Below are 14,921 nucleotides of genomic sequence, written 5' to 3'. Positions count from 1 at the left end.
TGAAATCATGAAGGGGCGGGAATGAAGCGCGTCTTTCTTGCCCTTTTCCTGCTTCTTGTCCTTGCAGGGGCAGGGGGGGCTGCGGCGCTGTGGCTGTTCGCACATCGCCCCGGGCCTCTCCAGAACCCTGTCGATCATGTCGTGCCTCACGGCAGCACCGTCATGATCGCCCATGATCTGGCCTCTGCCGGGATTATCCCAGGTGGTTCAATGTCTGAACGTCAGTTCAGGCTCATAGCCAGGCTGACAAGATCGCATGGTGCCCTCCATGCTGCAGAACTGCATTTTGCTACGGGCGCCTCTATACTCGATGTTCTTGATGTGCTGCGTCACGGTACGCCAGTCAGCCATCATCTCACCATTCCCGAAGGACGCACGGCGCGGCAGATTGCGACGCTCATCGCGCAGGACCCGCTGCTTACCGGTCCCATGCCCGCGATTGAGGAAGGCGCGCTGCTTCCCCAGACTATTGCCTATGAGCGTGGTGCGCCGCGTGCGCAGATCGTGCATCGTCTCGAAGCGCTCATGACGCAGGCTCTCGCCCGCGTCTGGGCTGGCAGGGAGCCTGACCCTGTCTTGAACACACCGAGGGATCTGCTGGTTCTGGCCTCGATTGTCGAGCGGGAAACAGGTGACGACGCCGAGCGGCCGCAAGTGGCGCGCGTCTTCCTCAATCGTCTGGCGCTCGGCATGAAGCTGCAATCAGATCCAACAGCGATCTACGATCTGAGCGAGGGGCTGGGTGTGCTGGATCATCCGGTGACCCATGATGACCTGCATGTGGCAGGCCCGCATAATACCTATGAGATTGCGGCTCTGCCGCCAGGCCCTATCTGTTCCCCCGGCCTTGCTGCCCTGAATGCGGTTGCGCATCCTGCCACCGGAGACATGCTGTATTTCGTGGCTGACGGTACAGGCAAGCACGGATTTTCACATGATCTGCATGAGCATAACACGCGGATCGAGGCTCTGAGAGCCCTCAGGGCGGGGCAAACTGGCCAGGGCAAGACCCCCTCCCATCATCCCTGAGGTCAACAGGCCAGGCTCAGGACGGCAGGAAATCCGCCCTGGCGCTTGCGTCTTACTTCGGTGCCGAGAGTGTTTCGCTCTTCACGGCGCCATGCGACTGGCTGGTGAATGATTTGCTGCTGTCGTAATTTGCCGGATAGGGGCTGTTGCCTACCGTTCCGCTTGCGGCGGAGGTTGCAGCGCCCGTGATGGCTGATTGGGCCGGTGTTGCGCTTTGCTGCTGCACGACCTGCATCAGGACGCGTCGCAGCGGGTCAGCGCCAGTATTGTTCACGCGCATCGAGATAACGATATCTTCCGGGCCGACGGGCTGATTGTAAAAGGCGCGATTGGAGGCGCTGTCGATAGTCAGCTTGGAACCACCGAGCGAGGCGCCGGCAAAAAGTCCGGATGATTTCTGAAGCGCGAGAATATCGGTGTTTGAGGCACCGGCAGAGCCGCTTTCGATACCGCTCCCCATATTGGCGAATGAAGCCGAAGCCCCGGCGCTGAACTTGAACTGGCTGTCGAGCAGGGCCTGAAGACCACGATCGGACATGACGAAAAACATCAGCTCAGAGCTTTCAACGCCGAGCTGAAGTCCCATTGAGGCAGAGCTCAGCGTATAGAAGGCCGGGTCTGACCACGAGCCGCGGGCATCGCGTGACAGCAGAAGGCAGCCGCCTCCTGCGCCACCAAAAACGATCGACATGCGAAAGACCGAGGGGCACACCATCACGGCGCGCGCCTTGGCCAGGTAACGCTGGGCGCGCGAATTCGGTGTCGTACCCTGGAAGATATCCTGAACCGCGAGCGTCGCCCGGTCGACCAGAGCCTGTTGTTTTGGCGTCGCCATGGCAGGCACAGCCGTCAGACCTGCGGCCAGCAAGACCGTGGAAGCGACGAGTCGGCGTGAGAGAGAAACCATGGATGAGGGGCCTCGTATCGTGAACCGTCAGGGGGCAGGAGCTGCCAGCCCTGACGGGAAATTATGGCGTGAGAATGGTTGTCATCAGGCAACCGGACCGGATGTCAGAGAAGGCGCATTCCGGCAGCCGCAGCGATTGGCTCGGCGACACCCGGTGCTGCTGCGAGAATGGAAATGCATCCGGTCAGCCCGCCATCCTGCAGGAACGGTGAGACGCGCGCGCCACTTTCCTCAATCATGACGAGGGCGGCGGCAACATCCCAGAGATTGATGGCGATTTCGAGATAGCCGTCACTGCGACCCGAGGCGACGTCAGCAAGAGCCAGAGCGCCACAGGCGCCTGTTCGCGGCGCAATACCGAGCTCCAGAAACGCCTTCGCACGGCTGGCATAGGTTTCCGGCGACACTTTCGCGCTCCATCCCGTTTCCACCATGGCATTTTTCGGGTCTGTGACGGGGGAGGCGGTAAGCTTCCTGCCATTGAGCCAGGCACCCACGCCGCGCTGGGCCGTATAGACCTCGCCCAGAGCCGGGGCATTGATCACACCCGCAGCTGGCACTGCGCCATCCATCAGGCCAAGTGAGACGCACCAGCGCTCGCGTCCGCGAGCGTAGTTCGATGTGCCGTCGATCGGGTCAATAACCCAGGTCAGCCCACCCTCACGCTGGCGTCCTCCCTCTTCGCCCATAAAGCCATCTTCAGGGAAAAGGGCCTCGATCCGTTTCGAGACAAGGGCCTCGACTGCCATATCGGCTTCAGTGACATAATCCTGCACGCCTTTCATGCTGCCGACCGGTCCACCCGGCGGCGGCCTCATTGCCATAGCCAGGGCGGCGGCATCGGCGACGACGGCGCGGGCAACCTCCAGGCGTTGGGCGATGAGACGTTGATCGGTCATGCAGACACTCCTTATTCGACACGTCGGGCCGCACGGAGAGACGCTGTCATGGCAGGGTCTTCCAGAGCCATGAGACGCAGCGCGGCGTTATGGCCGAAAAGCTGCATCAGGGTCTTTCTGCGGGCCGTTGCCAGCTTGGCAAACGGGCTTTCGCGGATCATGGCACATTCCGGCACGATGGTTGAGGGGCTTTCCATCACATGCGCGACGAAGAGCCCAACATCGTCCGGAATGAGGGCCTGAGGGAAATGCTGATCGACTGCGAAATACAGCCTGTCGCACCAGTCGCGGTATTCCGGCCATTTGTGATCTGTCAGAAAATCGCGTGGTCCTGACTTGATCTCGATGCAGTGCAACTGCCCATCGGCGCCAAGGGCCATGATATCGGCCCGGCGACCGGCAGCGGGCAGGGAGAACTCGTTCAGACATGCCCAGTTGAGATTCCGGGCCAGACCGAGCATGGCGCGCCTGATGGCAAACTGGTTTTCCGGCAGGCTCAGAGGCGGGGGTGTCGCATCGGTCATGCCCCGCTTGTCGTCTTCGTAACTTTGCCTGTCGCTCACTTGTGGTTACTCATCGAAGGCACCCTGCTTTCACCTGTCTGGAGAAACTCTTGTCTGACAAACGCGACACAACCGATCGGGTTATGCCTGTTCTTGACTGGATGCGTCGGGAAAAGGCTCTGAGTTGCGCCATTTTCGGAATTGTTCTGTTTCTGATCGGGTTTCTGTGCGGTCATCTCGATGAGCGACTGCATTTCGGGCTCGACATGCTTGCCGTCATCGCTTTCGGTGCTGCTGCCTGGCTTGAGCATCAGGCAGCGGCGCGCATGGTCTGGATACTGCTTCTGGCGGCGTCAGTCGTTTTTGCGCAGATGGATTTTCGTCTCTCGAGCCACCTGACCCAGACCCGTTCAGAGAGTTCTTTCGAGGCGCGCTAGGATTTCTGCGCCCCGCCGGTCGAAGGATGCGGCGTCGAAGCGTGAAAGAACGCGGTTGCGCCCGATCTGACCCATTGTGGCAAGGCGTTCTGGCTGACGCAGCAGGTCTGCCAGAGCGAGCGCCAGAGCCTCGGGGTCTTTGGGGGGCACGATACGGCCGCAGGCCTCGGTGATCGTATGAGGCAGTTCTCCTGCCTCTGACGCGATCACAGGAACGCCGCAGAGCAAGGCCTCATGAGCGGCCAGGCAAAGCCCTTCCCAATGCGAAGGCTGGACGTAGATCTGCAGCGTCGAGAGAAACTGTCGTGGCTCGGCGTTATAGCCATCGAGAACGATCGGCAGCTTGTCGCGAGCGATCAGTGCCGCCAGACGGTCACGTTCCTCGCCCTCGCCAGCGATATGGAACTCGTATCCCGGCAGATTCGCGATTTTGCCAAGAAGACGCACCGCCTCGCACAGCGTGTCATATCCCTTGACCGGATGCAGTCTCCCCAGACTGCCGATACGGATCGGTGCGGCCTCAGACCCGGGGACGGCCACAGGAAAGCTGTCACTGGCGCGAAAGATCGGCCAGCAGGTCAGTTTATCGCCACTCAGGCCAAGCTTGCGCTCTGTTTCCTGCTCCACACAGGTGGAATCGGCAATCCAGAGCTTCGAAAGACTGCGCATAAGGCGCAACAGTCTGGCATTGGCGGGTTTGAGGCGGGCAGAATGCTGCCAGCTTACCACCGGCAGCCGGCGTCGAAGACCGACCAATTGTCCGAGAAGGGTGGCGCGCGTCAGTGAGGTCCAGATCAGATCGGGCTTCTGCTCGCCTATTTCCCGATTGAGCCAGAGTAGGGCTGCCAGATGATCTGTCTTGCTGCCCTCGCGCACATGCACGGTCAGTCCGGCCTGCAGCATGGGCTTGATGGCGCGTCCATCGCGGCGTGTCAGGGCGAGTACAATCACTTCATGACCGTTTTCACGCATGACCTGCGTGATGGCGGGCACGGGAAGGGCGGCACCACCGCCTTCAACCGAGTTGATCACATAGGCAATTTTCATGGCGCTTCAGCCAAAAGCTTTTCCACCAGAGCCAAGTCCTCTGGCTTGTCGACATCGACCGCCGCCCGTCCGTGGGCCATGGGCACGAGGCTGACGCGGGCACCGGTCAGGGCATGAATGCGTGACGTGAGTGTCGCGCTGTCGAGGCGTCTGAACAATGCCCGCAGCAGGATGCCAAAGCCCAGAGTGCGGGCCATTCTGAGCGGATGCTTGCGGTCGCGTTCGAGCTTCTGCCACAGCTCGATGACGGCGCGGGCACGATCGGTGCGCAGCAGGAAGAGATTGCAGCCCGAAAAACTCATGTCGCTAAGCGGGATATAGGTGCGTTTCGTTCCCTTCACGTCGCGCTCTATAACGGGACGCAAGGCAACGCCCACGGCCAGGTCGCAACCTGACAATTCGGCATTGCGAAGAAACTCGGTAATCCAGACCGGCTGAAGAAGCGGGTGATCCGCCGTCGTTATCAGTAGGGGTGCGCCGATACGGTCAAGCGCAAGGGCAACGCTGCCGCTCGGGCCTTTGGCCGTGGGGACGCAGGTAAACGCCCTGTCGAGCGCATCAAGCGCTTCGGGTGTCTCGATACTGACGTAGACAGGGCCAAGACTCGGCGTTGCAGAAAGCGTCTCAAGAACGCGATCGATCATGGGCCGGCCTGCGACAGGGAGAAGGGCCTTATGAGCAACGTTTCCATGGCGGGCCAGCGGGTCCTGCGCGCCGTCGCGTGACCCGGCAAGAACCAGAACGGGAAGACTCACCGTGCGCTGCTGCCACTTCTCGCGCCGTCCGGACGCTGCTTGGGCGGTGCCCCTGTGCGTTTCATGACCCAGGGATAGCGCTTTGCCTCGTCGAGATCATAGCCGAGATCGAAGACATGGGCGCTGCGGGCGCGGGCGCGGGCATCTTTGTAGAAGCTGCCGAAAAGACGGTCGGCAGCATAATTGGTGATGCCGTAATTACCGTCCTCGTCATGGAAGTGATGCAGCACATGCAACTGCTTGATCTTGCTGACCCATGCCCAGCGTGGCTTGTAGGCCAGATGCTGGATGCAGTGGAAAAATTCATAGATGCAGGTCATAACCAGGCCTGTCGCCAGTGCGGCAAAAGCCGTGCTGGCCCCGCCGATGCCCCATCCGATAGGCATGACAATAATTGCGATTGTCGGAAGCGTATTGAGCGGCGAGCCGAACAGCACGTCGAGCAGATGCGGGTCCTGATGGTGGTCGAAATGGACGCGCTTCCACAGCGAGGCCGTGACCGGGTTACGATAGAGCCACCGGCCATGAAGAATGAAGCGATGGATGGCGTACCAGGCGAAGGGATAGATCCCCACCACCAGCAGGATGGTGATCAGGGTCGGCCCGAGCCTCGGCGTGAGAGCCAGAGCGACCCCGGTAGAGATTGCGATCAGGGTGAAATAGAACAGAATGGTCGGGTAGGTGAGATAGGCCATCCAGAGCTGCGGCAGGCTCATCTTGCCAAGGTCGAAGCTTCTGCCGGTGCGAAGGGAGCCTTGGTTTTTCCGGGCATTCCAGAAGGCTTTCCAGAAGCCTTCGGCCTGTTCACCACTGAACGTGCTCATTTTTCTTCCATCTTCACTATCCATGCCCCTCCGAGGAGGAATGCCAGGGCGGGAGGCGCCGTGACGGCAATTAACGCAGGCAGGGTTCCCGCATTGCCCAGTGCCTGTATCAGGCCTTGAAGCACTATGAAACCAAAACCGGCAGCCAGCGCCGCAATCGGCAGCAGGCTGCGCGTCCCTGTGCGCGGGGGAATATAGATGACCGGCAAGGCCAGGAACAGCATTGCGCAGAGCGAGACCGGCAAAGTGAACGGCGCAAAAAGCGCCATGCGATACGTCGCTTTCGGCAGGCTTGAGGCCCCACCACGATGCAGGATGCTCCAGAGTGACCAAAAGGACAGCACCGGATAATTCTGCGAAAGCTGGATCAGCGTATCGGGTGTCACACTCGCAGGCAGAAGCGTGATGTTGCTGCGCTGGTCGATGTCGACACGGTTACTTCTGAGCGCAAGGCTGCGCACAAGGGTTGCCTGCCATCCGGTCTTCGGGTCGTAGAGCAGCTCCGGCGCCGTATCGGCGGCGACCAGATCGCCGCCAGGGATGCGGTGATAGACGGCAACCTTCGTGATACGCCGCCCGCCATCGCTGAAGCTGTCGATATGCACGACGTCACCCGCCGCGTGAAACCAGAAGCCGTGGCCGCTGCCTGCGGCGTGAGGGTCGGTTCTGTTCCACCATTTGGCGAGAGCCAGTTCGGCGCGTGGAGCAACGACTTCCTGCGTCGCGATCCCGACCAGGCTGATGATCCCGATTGCAGGCAGGAGCAGCAGAAGCAGTCGTCTTGTCGAGAGCCCGGCGGCACGCAGGCTTGCTGTCTCGCTGTTGAGCGTCATCTGCATGAGCAGAAAAAGCGCGCCGATCAGCGTGCTTAGAGGGAGCGTCTGATAAATGAGGCTTGGCAGTCTGAGCAGGGCGTAGCGCACCATGCCCATGGCACCGAGATGGCGCTCGAGTATGGGCGTGGTCATTTCGAGCAGGCCCAGAATTTCCATCATTGACACCAGAATTGCCCCACAGATCAGGGTCCGGCTCAGAAATGAGCGTGTCAGATGGGTGCGCAGCACCGCGCGTGATGCCTGGGTCTCGCTCATGCCGGGCGCCTCGCCTTGTTGAGGGGGATCGCCTGACGTCGGCGCCACGACCCGCGTGAGCGTCTGAAGATGGACGCCATGCAGATCGTGCAGAAAAGAATTTCAGGCAGCCAGATGGCATAAAGACCCTTCATCCTGCCGGTCGCGATCAGGCCGTGACCGAATTGCAGTGTGTGGTCAAAGCCCACCAGCACGAGCGCGAGCGCGATGAGACCCATGATCGGGCGACGTCGTTTGGCGCCAATGGCTAGTGCCACGGCAAGGGGCGGTATGAAGGGAATGGCGAGCGCGCGTGCGAGGCGGAAATCGAGTTCTGCACGCAGGCTGGAGCGGGTAATGACGCCGTCGCCGGCAGGCGCATCCGATTGATGGGAGGCCTCGAGACGGGTTGCCAGTTCCACCAGTGTCAGTTCGCGTTCGTCGATCCCGCGGGAGCGGAACGCCGCTGTATCGTGGCTCTGATCGAAAGTGCGCATGCTGTGTTCGAAGCGGGTCTGATTGGCCTTGTTGCTCTCGTCGCGCGGATCATAGACGATCAGCCCATCCCACAGATCAAGGCGGGTCTGCTTGAGAGAGGGGACGGCAGTAATCAGCCCACGATGAGCAGTGATGATCCGGACCGCACCGTCGGGTTCGCGCTGTCGGATGAAGACCTCATGCAAGACTGTCCCGTTGCGCGAGACGCGGTCGGCTGTGAGCATCGAGTCGCCTGACGTCGTGGCGAACATGCCAGCCTGCAGATGAGGTGCCCAGCCCGAATGGGCGGCATAGTAAAATCCGGATCGGAAATCGTAACGCGCTACGGGCTGGATATAGCCGTAGAGCAGGATGCTGCCGAGCCCCAGCACCACACCTGACCACATATAAGGCCGGGCGATACGAAGCAGCGAGACGCCGCTCGCCATAAGCGCGTCGATCTCGTTATTGTCGCTCATTCGCCGGATGATCAGGAAAACGCTGACGCAAAGAGCCGCGGGCAGCGCCAGGCCAAGATAATGCGGCAACAGGTCGGTCAGCAGCGAGACGAAAGTGGCCAGTGAGCTCCCCTCTGCGGCGAGATCGTCGAACAGGACGAGCAGGCGTTCCAGCAGAAGGGCCGCCAGAACGGCAGCCAGCGAGACAACGAAGGGGGGAAGAAGCTGGGCAAGAAGATAGCGGTCCAGCGTCGGAAAATGGGGAAGACGCATCAGCCTTGTCCATCCCGAATGAGCCAGTTGCGATGACGGCTGCAGCGCCACCCCTCTGCCTGAGTGAATTGGCGTGTCGTCAGGTCGATCTCCCATCCGGCGCTCTGGCGGGCAATCGCTATCCGGTTCCAGCCACTATGGCGCCAGGGTCTGGATGATTGCAAAGAGGCCGATGGCACGCCGATGAGCGGAATGGATGTGCCCGAAATCGTCGAGAGTGTGGCGTCATGCGAATGACCATGCAGCACCAAGGCGGCACCGTGCTGCGCGATAATGGCAGCGACTGCCTTGAGATCGAGCAGGGATTTTCGCCAAGGAACAAGTCCGGCGCGTGGGGGATGATGGATCATGACCACGCGGCATTTGTCTCGTGTCGTATCCAGAATTTCGGCCAGACGCGCGCGTTGCGCTGCGCCGACACGCCCGCAGGCCATGAAGGGCGGGGTCGGTATGGCGCTGTTTACGCCGATAATGGCGAGATCGCCTTCTTCGCGCAGATAGGGAAAGGCGCCCTCGGCCGTCTTTTCCGTCCAGTCCGCCCATTTGGCTGCGGTGTCATGCCATGGTTCGCGTACCATGGCGTCATGATTGCCCGGCACCACGAGGCAGGGGGCCGCCATGGTCCCAAGCCAGGAGGCAGCATTCGAAAATTCTTCCCGCAGGCCGAAATTCGTCAGGTCGCCGGTATTGAGGATCAGATCAGGCCGGGCGGCATGCATGTCATCGCGGACAGCATCCGAAAGCGCGGGCAGGTGATGATGGACGCGATGGCGCTTCCATGAGGCGACGCTGAGGGCCCGCTTATTGGTGAAATGGCGCCACGAGGGCAGGGAAGCAGGGGGTGGAAGATGCACGTCGGAAAGATGCGCCAGAACCACAGAGGGGGTTTCGGTCAGGGTCATCAACCTTTCTCTTCCTAGCGACAGGTCAAAGGCCGGTAACGGCAAAAGTTAAAAATGACCAATCGGTTTCTGGTCCCGCTGCCTAAGTCATGCTATGGCGCCGCGCAAGGCGGACCCCCGATGTTCCGTCGGGCTGAAGGGATTACCGTAACATAAATGATACTGCCGTGCGCCTAGCCCTGATCCATAACCCGCGTAGTCGTAAGAACCGTCGGGATGGCAGAAAATTCGCGCGCCAGGCGAGTGACCTTCTTGGTGACGGGTTTCTCGTGCCTTCTTCTCATGACGAGATGCAGGAGATGGTGACGGAACTCGCCCGGCGCAATGTCCCGCTGGTCGCTATCAACGGCGGCGATGGTACGGTCAGCGATGTCATGACCGCCATTGCGCGTATCTATCCCGAGGATGCGCTGCCCGATATCGCGATCTTTCCTTCAGGCAATACCAATCTGATTGCCCAGGATATCGGTTTTTCCACACGCGGTATCGAGGCGCTCAAGCTTCTGTATCGAAACAGTGCGGTTCTGCCGCGCAAGACCCGCCGTCCTCTCAAGATTTCCTGGCCTGAGGGTGAGCATGAGACGCGTCTTGGCATGTTTCAGGGCAGTTCGGGTTACGCACGCGCCATTGCCATAGCCCATTCGCCGCATGTGCTGCGCTACGCGCCGCATAATCTGGCGGTAGCTGCGACTCTGGTTGGTGCTTTTGGCAGCCTGCTCTGGCGACGACAGCGCGAGACCTGGCTGGCGGGAGATCGCCTTACCCTTGAGGTGGATGGCACGCCGCTGGTCGATGGACTGAGTTTTCTTTTTCTCTCCACCGCATTGCAGAAGCTCAATCTCGGTATCTGGCCATTCTGGAACACCGGCAAGGTGAGAACCGGCGACCTGCATTTCCTGCGCGTTGCCGATCATCCCAGAAAGCTGCTGCAGGCGACCTGGGCGCTGCTCCGTGGTCGTGCGCCGGCCTGGCTGCGTGAGAGTCCCGATTATACGAGCGGCAAGGCGAGTGAGCTCGTCCTGACCTGCCAAGGCGATTTCGTGCTGGACGGTGAACGCTTCTCGCCGGGCGCCAGCCATCGCATTGTGCTTTCCGAAGGGCCGGAATTCGGTTTTGTGCATGACTGAGGCCGACTCTGCGCTTGATCAGATCCTGATCGGTGAACTGACGACACCGGTCGACCCGCGTTTGCATACGCTGGTCACGCAGATTCTTGGCATTGCCCGACCACTTGGTGTGCTTTTCTACGGCTCCGGTCTGAGACAATTCGACCCCGAAGGGCTTTTCGATTTTTATATCGTGCTCGAGCGTCTGTCCGACTGGCCGGCGTCGCCCGCAGCGATGCTGGCCAATCATCTGTTGCCCCCCAATGTCTTTTATGCCGAGCATGAAATCGACGGGCAGGTTCTACGGGCAAAAATTGCCGTACTGACTATGCAGCAGCTTCGTGCCGGGGCGTCTCCGCGCTCGGCCGACACAACGCTGTGGGCACGGTTCTGCCAGCCGGTGCGCCTCGTCTGGGTGAGAAACCCTGAAGCTGCGGATACCCTTCTCTCGATCATCCGCTCTTGCGTGACGACAGCGGCTGGCTGGGCGGCACGTCTGGAAGAGGGAGCGCATCCCCCCGAAAAATGGTGGGAGGCACTTTTCAGGCGTACCTATCGCGCCGAATTGCGTGTCGAGCAATCGGCACGAGGTTCTGTAATCATGCAGGGTCAAGACGCGCGTTACGCCGCGCTTACCCGCCCGGCATGGCAAAGTGCAGGCCTTGCTTTTGATGAGACGGGCGGCTGTGTGGCCCCGAGGCTGTCGACAGCCCAGCGCCTGCGGGCAGAGCGTCGATGGGAACGCATGGCTCGCAAGGGGCGGTGGCGCAACGTTGCCCGGCTTATCAAGGCAGCCTTCACCTTCAAGAATGGGGCTGCCTATCTTGCCTGGAAAATCGAACGCCATAGTGGCTTCGTGTTGAAGCTCTCTCCCTTTGAGGCGCGACATCCATTGATCTGCCTGCCGAGACTGCTCTGGCGAGCCCGCAGGATCTTTCTCAGCGGGATGCAGGGCTAAGAAACAGGCATAAAAAAAGGCGAGGGTTCGGAGAACCTCTCGCCTTTTCTGTGGTCGCTGACCGGCTGATTACCCCAGAACGTCCTTCTTCACCTGGGCGAAAATGCCCAGAGCACGGTCGATTTCTTCCGGCGTGTGCACTGCCATGACAGAGCAGCGCAGCAGCGGGTGTTCGTCAGGTGTTGCAGGCGGGAGCGACAGATTGACGTAAACGCCGAGTTCCAGCAGGCGATTCCAGAAAGCAAGAGCCTGCTCGACATTGTCGAGCGTGACGGCCACAACCGGGCTGACATGCGCACTCGTCTTCAGACCCAGCGCATGCAGGCCATGGTTGAGCTGCTTTGCATTGGCGTAGAGCTGCGTGCGAAGCTCGGGACGTGCGATCATCTCATCAAGTGCAGCCAGCGTCGCGGCAATGATTTCCGGTGGCAGCGATGCGGTGAACATATACGGGCGTGAGCAGAGGCGGATCAGTTCGAGCCCATCAAGGTTGGAGGCGCAATATCCACCAACCGTACCGAGGCTTTTGGAGAATGTGCCAACGACGAAATCGACATCGTCCTCACAGCCGTCGCGCTCGGCCAGACCGCGGCCGTTCTCGCCCAGAACGCCAAAGGAATGCGCCTCATCGGCGAGGAGATAAGCGCCATGCTTCTTCTTGACCTCGGCAAATTCGCGCATCGGTGCGACGTTGCCGGTCATTGAATAGATGCCTTCAACGACGATCAGCTTGGCACCCTGATGATCCTTCAGCCGGGACAGGCGACGATCGAGATCGGCCGGGTCGTTATGGCGGAAGCGGATGACCTGAGCATAGCCCAGACGGCTTGCGTCATAGATGCTGGCATGGCTGTCTGCATCGAGCAGCAGCACGTCATCCTTGCCGGCCAGGGCGGAAATTGCCCCGAGATTGGCCTGATACCCCGTCGAGAAGATCATGCAGTGGCGGCGGCGGAGGACTTCAGCCAGACGGGTTTCGAGCTTGCGATGAAGCGCGTAGGTGCCGTTGGCGATGCGCGAGCCCGTTGTGCCAACACCTTCGCGGCGCACGGTCTCGATGGCTGCCTCGGCGGCAGCTGTCGACTGGCTGAGGCCGAGATAATTGTTCGTGCCGAAAAGAAGGGTTTCACGTCCCTCGATCAGACCGACCGTGGCCGAAACCGGATGATCGATCACCACCCCGAACGGATTGCGGGGCGAATGCGCCGTCAGTCCGGCTGCTGCCGTCTTGAGGCCCGCATATTTGGCGAAGATATCGGTCACGAGGCGGTACCGGCTTTGAGAGACGCGAGACAGGCTGCAAGATCGTTGATCGTGCGGATGTCGGCCAGCTTGTCGAGAGGTACGGAGACATCGAGTTCGTCTTCGATCTCCATCACGAAATTCATGACGGCGAGTGAGTCGAAGGCGAGATCTTCCACAATCTTGCTTTCACCGGTGATGTCGCGGGGGACTTTCGGATTAGCAAGCAATTTGTCGATGATCATCGAGGCGATGGAGGCGACCGTATCGGCCATTTCAAGGTCTCCGAGTAGAGGCATTGGGGCGCCGGGCGCCCCGTGATGGTGGGTCTTATGCGACAGCGTGGGCCTTATGGCCAGAGGGCGACCCTTCGGCTGCTTCTCATGCGGGTCTGTCGGGAAACCAGGGAAGGAAGCAGTTCGTCACGGCCGTCCCTCCCGCGAGCATCAGGCGGCGGTCTGGCTGGTTTCGAACTGACCTGCCAGAAGCATTGCCTTGGCCCGGGCGCGTGTCAGCTTGCCTGACGATGTCTGCGGCAAGGTATGCGGCGGCACCAGAATGACATCAACGTCGATGCCATGCTGACGGCGGAACAGACCCATGGTTTCCTCGCGCAGTTTTGCGCGATCATCGTCATTGGTGGCGCGGCACTGCACCAGCGCCACAACGCGCTCACCCTCGCTGCCTTCGACGGCAAATACGGCGACGTCACGTGAGCGCAGCGAAGCAATTTCATGCTCGGCAGACCATTCGAGATCCTGCGGCCAGATATTGCGACCGTTGATGATGATAAGGTCCTTGGCGCGCCCGGTGATGACCACCTGACCGTCAAGCATGTAACCAAGATCGCCCGTATTCAGCCAGCCCTTGCTGTCCAGCACCTCGTCAGTCTCGGAGCTGCGGCCGAAATAGCCGCGCATCAGGCTGGGGCCACGAACATAAACCATGCCCACATGGCGCTCCGGCATAAGGGCGCCATCGGCATTGCGCACCTGCACGTCATGCTCCGGAAGAGCGACGCCGCAAAGTACGAAGGTGCGCAGCGCATGAGAGGGGTCATTCGAGGCGATCGCAACACCGTCGGTCTCAAGCTTGCGCAGGTCGATTGTATCGGTGACGATGCCTGTATCAAGCGGAGCAAAGCTGATCGCGAGCGTGGCTTCCGCCATTCCGTAGCTCGCCACAAAGGCGCGGCCATCAAAACCATAGGCGGCAAAGCGCTCGGCAAAGGTCTCGAGGATATGGTGGCGGATCATGTCACCGCCGATCCCGGCGATGCGCCAGCAGGATAGGTCGAGATCGCCCGAAACAGGGCGACGCGCGCAGAGTTCGTATCCGAATGAGGGGCTATAGGCGATCGTGCCGCGATTGCGGCTGATCAGATCGAGCCACACATGCGGGCGTCGGGCGAATTCGCGCGTCGGAAGAAGATCTACCGTCAGCTGACAGGTCATGGGCGTCAGGAAGAACCCGACGAGCCCCATATCGTGATAGAGCGGCAGCCAGGAGACGCAACGATCCCCGGTCTCCCTGACCTTGAGGCCGTCACGCGCGATTGCCCGAGCATTGGCCATGCCTGCCGATTGAGTGACGGCAACCCCCATCGGAAAGCGCGTGCTGCCTGATGAGAATTGAAGATAAGAGAGGTCTTCAGCGCCAATCGACGGGAGGGGCTGGTCGGATGGGGCAAGGGCCAGCAACTCGGCAGGCGAACCGCCGAAAGCGAGATCAAGTCCGGCAACAATATCTGCTGTCCATGATCCGATCAGTTCCGGCACGACGACAGCGCGGGCGCCCGAAGCCGAGACCATGCCACGCAGCGTGGAAATATAGGCTTCCCGGCCACCGAACGCGATTGGCAGGGGCAATGGCGCGGGTACGAGCCCGGCATATTGACAGCCAAAGAAGATGCGAGCGAAATCGCCGTCGCTTTCGGCAACGATGGCGACACGGTCACCGACCGAGAGACCCGCACCGAGCAGACGCCGGGCCGTCTCAAGCGACTGCTCGCGCAGAAGCTTATAGGGCAGCGCC

General features: G+C 60.7%; 16 protein-coding genes (1 of these 16 cut by a window edge). 4 read left to right on the top strand and 12 right to left on the bottom strand.

Annotated features, from left to right (window positions below):
• The first annotated feature begins 21 nt into the window (after nucleotides 1-21).
• On the top strand, nucleotides 22-1,029 hold the full coding sequence (gene mltG / locus AAID99_RS06995; RefSeq protein WP_498493505.1) for an endolytic transglycosylase MltG: 1,008 nt from the start codon (nucleotides 22-24) through the stop codon (nucleotides 1,027-1,029).
• A 52-nt stretch (nucleotides 1,030-1,081) separates the two neighbouring features.
• Here the strand turns inward: mltG and AAID99_RS06990 are convergent, their stop codons facing one another.
• The 3 genes from AAID99_RS06990 to AAID99_RS06980 all read right to left on the bottom strand — a co-directional run bounded on the left by AAID99_RS06990 (nucleotide 1,082) and on the right by AAID99_RS06980 (nucleotide 3,398).
• The gene (locus AAID99_RS06990) at nucleotides 1,082-1,936 is read right to left on the bottom strand and encodes a lipid-binding SYLF domain-containing protein (RefSeq protein ID WP_188425891.1); all 855 of its coding nucleotides are present in this window, start codon (nucleotides 1,934-1,936) and stop codon (nucleotides 1,082-1,084) included.
• Between the two features lie 104 nt (nucleotides 1,937-2,040).
• A complete protein-coding gene (locus AAID99_RS06985; protein WP_188425890.1) occupies nucleotides 2,041-2,835 on the bottom strand; it encodes an inositol monophosphatase family protein in 795 nt (264 codons plus the stop codon).
• 11 nt (nucleotides 2,836-2,846) lie between these two features.
• On the bottom strand, nucleotides 2,847-3,398 hold the full coding sequence (locus AAID99_RS06980; protein WP_498493503.1) for an MmcB family DNA repair protein: 552 nt from the start codon (nucleotides 3,396-3,398) through the stop codon (nucleotides 2,847-2,849).
• A gap of 50 nt (nucleotides 3,399-3,448) precedes the next feature.
• Between AAID99_RS06980 and AAID99_RS06975 the strand changes: the two genes are divergently transcribed.
• On the top strand, nucleotides 3,449-3,775 hold the full coding sequence (locus AAID99_RS06975) for a hypothetical protein (RefSeq protein WP_188425889.1): 327 nt from the start codon (nucleotides 3,449-3,451) through the stop codon (nucleotides 3,773-3,775).
• Here the strand turns inward: AAID99_RS06975 and AAID99_RS06970 are convergent.
• The 6 genes from AAID99_RS06970 to AAID99_RS06945 all read right to left on the bottom strand — a co-directional run bounded on the left by AAID99_RS06970 (nucleotide 3,749) and on the right by AAID99_RS06945 (nucleotide 9,581).
• On the bottom strand, nucleotides 3,749-4,822 hold the full coding sequence (locus tag AAID99_RS06970; protein WP_188425888.1) for a glycosyltransferase family 4 protein: 1,074 nt from the start codon (nucleotides 4,820-4,822) through the stop codon (nucleotides 3,749-3,751). The genes AAID99_RS06975 and AAID99_RS06970 overlap by 27 nt on opposite strands.
• Nucleotides 4,819-5,577 (bottom strand): nucleotidyltransferase family protein, encoded by a 759-nt coding sequence (locus tag AAID99_RS06965; RefSeq protein ID WP_498493502.1) that lies wholly within the window; start codon nucleotides 5,575-5,577, stop codon nucleotides 4,819-4,821. The genes AAID99_RS06970 and AAID99_RS06965 overlap by 4 nt, the downstream gene beginning before the upstream one ends.
• Nucleotides 5,574-6,293, bottom strand: a complete 720-nt coding sequence (locus tag AAID99_RS06960; RefSeq protein ID WP_498494274.1) for a sterol desaturase family protein — start codon at nucleotides 6,291-6,293, stop codon at nucleotides 5,574-5,576. Before AAID99_RS06960 ends, AAID99_RS06965 begins: the two co-directional genes overlap by 4 nt.
• Before the next feature lie 104 nt (nucleotides 6,294-6,397).
• Complete coding sequence (locus AAID99_RS06955) at nucleotides 6,398-7,492, bottom strand: LptF/LptG family permease (protein WP_498493501.1); 1,095 nt, start codon at nucleotides 7,490-7,492, stop codon at nucleotides 6,398-6,400.
• The gene (locus tag AAID99_RS06950; protein WP_188425884.1) at nucleotides 7,489-8,679 is read right to left on the bottom strand and encodes an LptF/LptG family permease; all 1,191 of its coding nucleotides are present in this window, start codon (nucleotides 8,677-8,679) and stop codon (nucleotides 7,489-7,491) included. The genes AAID99_RS06955 and AAID99_RS06950 overlap by 4 nt, the downstream gene beginning before the upstream one ends.
• Nucleotides 8,679-9,581, bottom strand: coding sequence for a metallophosphoesterase family protein (locus AAID99_RS06945; protein ID WP_498493499.1), 903 nt, complete (start codon nucleotides 9,579-9,581; stop codon nucleotides 8,679-8,681). The genes AAID99_RS06950 and AAID99_RS06945 overlap by 1 nt, the downstream gene beginning before the upstream one ends.
• Before the next feature lie 167 nt (nucleotides 9,582-9,748).
• Here AAID99_RS06945 and AAID99_RS06940 point away from each other — a divergent pair, with 167 nt between their 5' ends.
• Together AAID99_RS06940 and AAID99_RS06935 are read left to right on the top strand one after the other, a co-directional pair.
• Entirely contained in the window at nucleotides 9,749-10,708 is a 960-nt protein-coding gene (locus tag AAID99_RS06940) for a diacylglycerol/lipid kinase family protein (protein WP_188425882.1), read from the top strand.
• On the top strand, nucleotides 10,701-11,645 hold the full coding sequence (locus AAID99_RS06935; RefSeq protein ID WP_188425881.1) for a hypothetical protein: 945 nt from the start codon (nucleotides 10,701-10,703) through the stop codon (nucleotides 11,643-11,645). The genes AAID99_RS06940 and AAID99_RS06935 overlap by 8 nt, the downstream gene beginning before the upstream one ends.
• Before the next feature lie 69 nt (nucleotides 11,646-11,714).
• Here AAID99_RS06935 and spt read toward each other — a convergent pair whose 3' ends face one another.
• From spt to AAID99_RS06920, 3 genes are all read right to left on the bottom strand, one after another.
• A complete protein-coding gene (gene spt, locus AAID99_RS06930) occupies nucleotides 11,715-12,908 on the bottom strand; it encodes a serine palmitoyltransferase (RefSeq protein ID WP_498493498.1) in 1,194 nt (397 codons plus the stop codon).
• A complete protein-coding gene (locus AAID99_RS06925) occupies nucleotides 12,905-13,162 on the bottom strand; it encodes an acyl carrier protein (RefSeq protein ID WP_188425879.1) in 258 nt (85 codons plus the stop codon). The genes spt and AAID99_RS06925 overlap by 4 nt, the downstream gene beginning before the upstream one ends.
• Before the next feature lie 171 nt (nucleotides 13,163-13,333).
• Nucleotides 13,334-14,921, bottom strand: partial view of a fatty acyl-AMP ligase gene (locus AAID99_RS06920; protein ID WP_188425878.1) — the 3' portion only. 146 nt of this gene lie beyond the right edge of the window; only the last 1,588 of its 1,734 coding nucleotides appear in the window; its start codon lies off the right edge, out of view; it ends in the stop codon at nucleotides 13,334-13,336.

This window comes from Asaia sp. Ae19-3 (genome assembly GCF_059801175.1).
This window is presented reverse-complemented; position numbering and strand designations above follow the sequence as displayed.

Excerpts from the sequence above, each read along its gene's own strand:
- mltG (WP_498493505.1), top strand. The coding sequence starts at position 22 with ATGAAGCGCGTCTTTCTTGCCCTTTTCCTGCTTCTTGTCCTTGCAGGG.
- AAID99_RS06990 (WP_188425891.1), bottom strand. The coding sequence starts at position 1,936 with ATGGTTTCTCTCTCACGCCGACTCGTCGCTTCCACGGTCTTGCTGGCC.
- AAID99_RS06985 (WP_188425890.1), bottom strand. The coding sequence starts at position 2,835 with ATGACCGATCAACGTCTCATCGCCCAACGCCTGGAGGTTGCCCGCGCC.
- AAID99_RS06970 (WP_188425888.1), bottom strand. The coding sequence starts at position 4,822 with ATGAAAATTGCCTATGTGATCAACTCGGTTGAAGGCGGTGGTGCCGCC.
- AAID99_RS06960 (WP_498494274.1), bottom strand. The coding sequence starts at position 6,293 with ATGAGCCTGCCGCAGCTCTGGATGGCCTATCTCACCTACCCGACCATT.
- AAID99_RS06955 (WP_498493501.1), bottom strand. The coding sequence starts at position 7,492 with ATGAGCGAGACCCAGGCATCACGCGCGGTGCTGCGCACCCATCTGACA.
- AAID99_RS06950 (WP_188425884.1), bottom strand. The coding sequence starts at position 8,679 with ATGCGTCTTCCCCATTTTCCGACGCTGGACCGCTATCTTCTTGCCCAG.
- AAID99_RS06945 (WP_498493499.1), bottom strand. The coding sequence starts at position 9,581 with ATGACCCTGACCGAAACCCCCTCTGTGGTTCTGGCGCATCTTTCCGAC.
- AAID99_RS06935 (WP_188425881.1), top strand. The coding sequence starts at position 10,701 with ATGACTGAGGCCGACTCTGCGCTTGATCAGATCCTGATCGGTGAACTG.
- AAID99_RS06925 (WP_188425879.1), bottom strand. The coding sequence starts at position 13,162 with ATGGCCGATACGGTCGCCTCCATCGCCTCGATGATCATCGACAAATTG.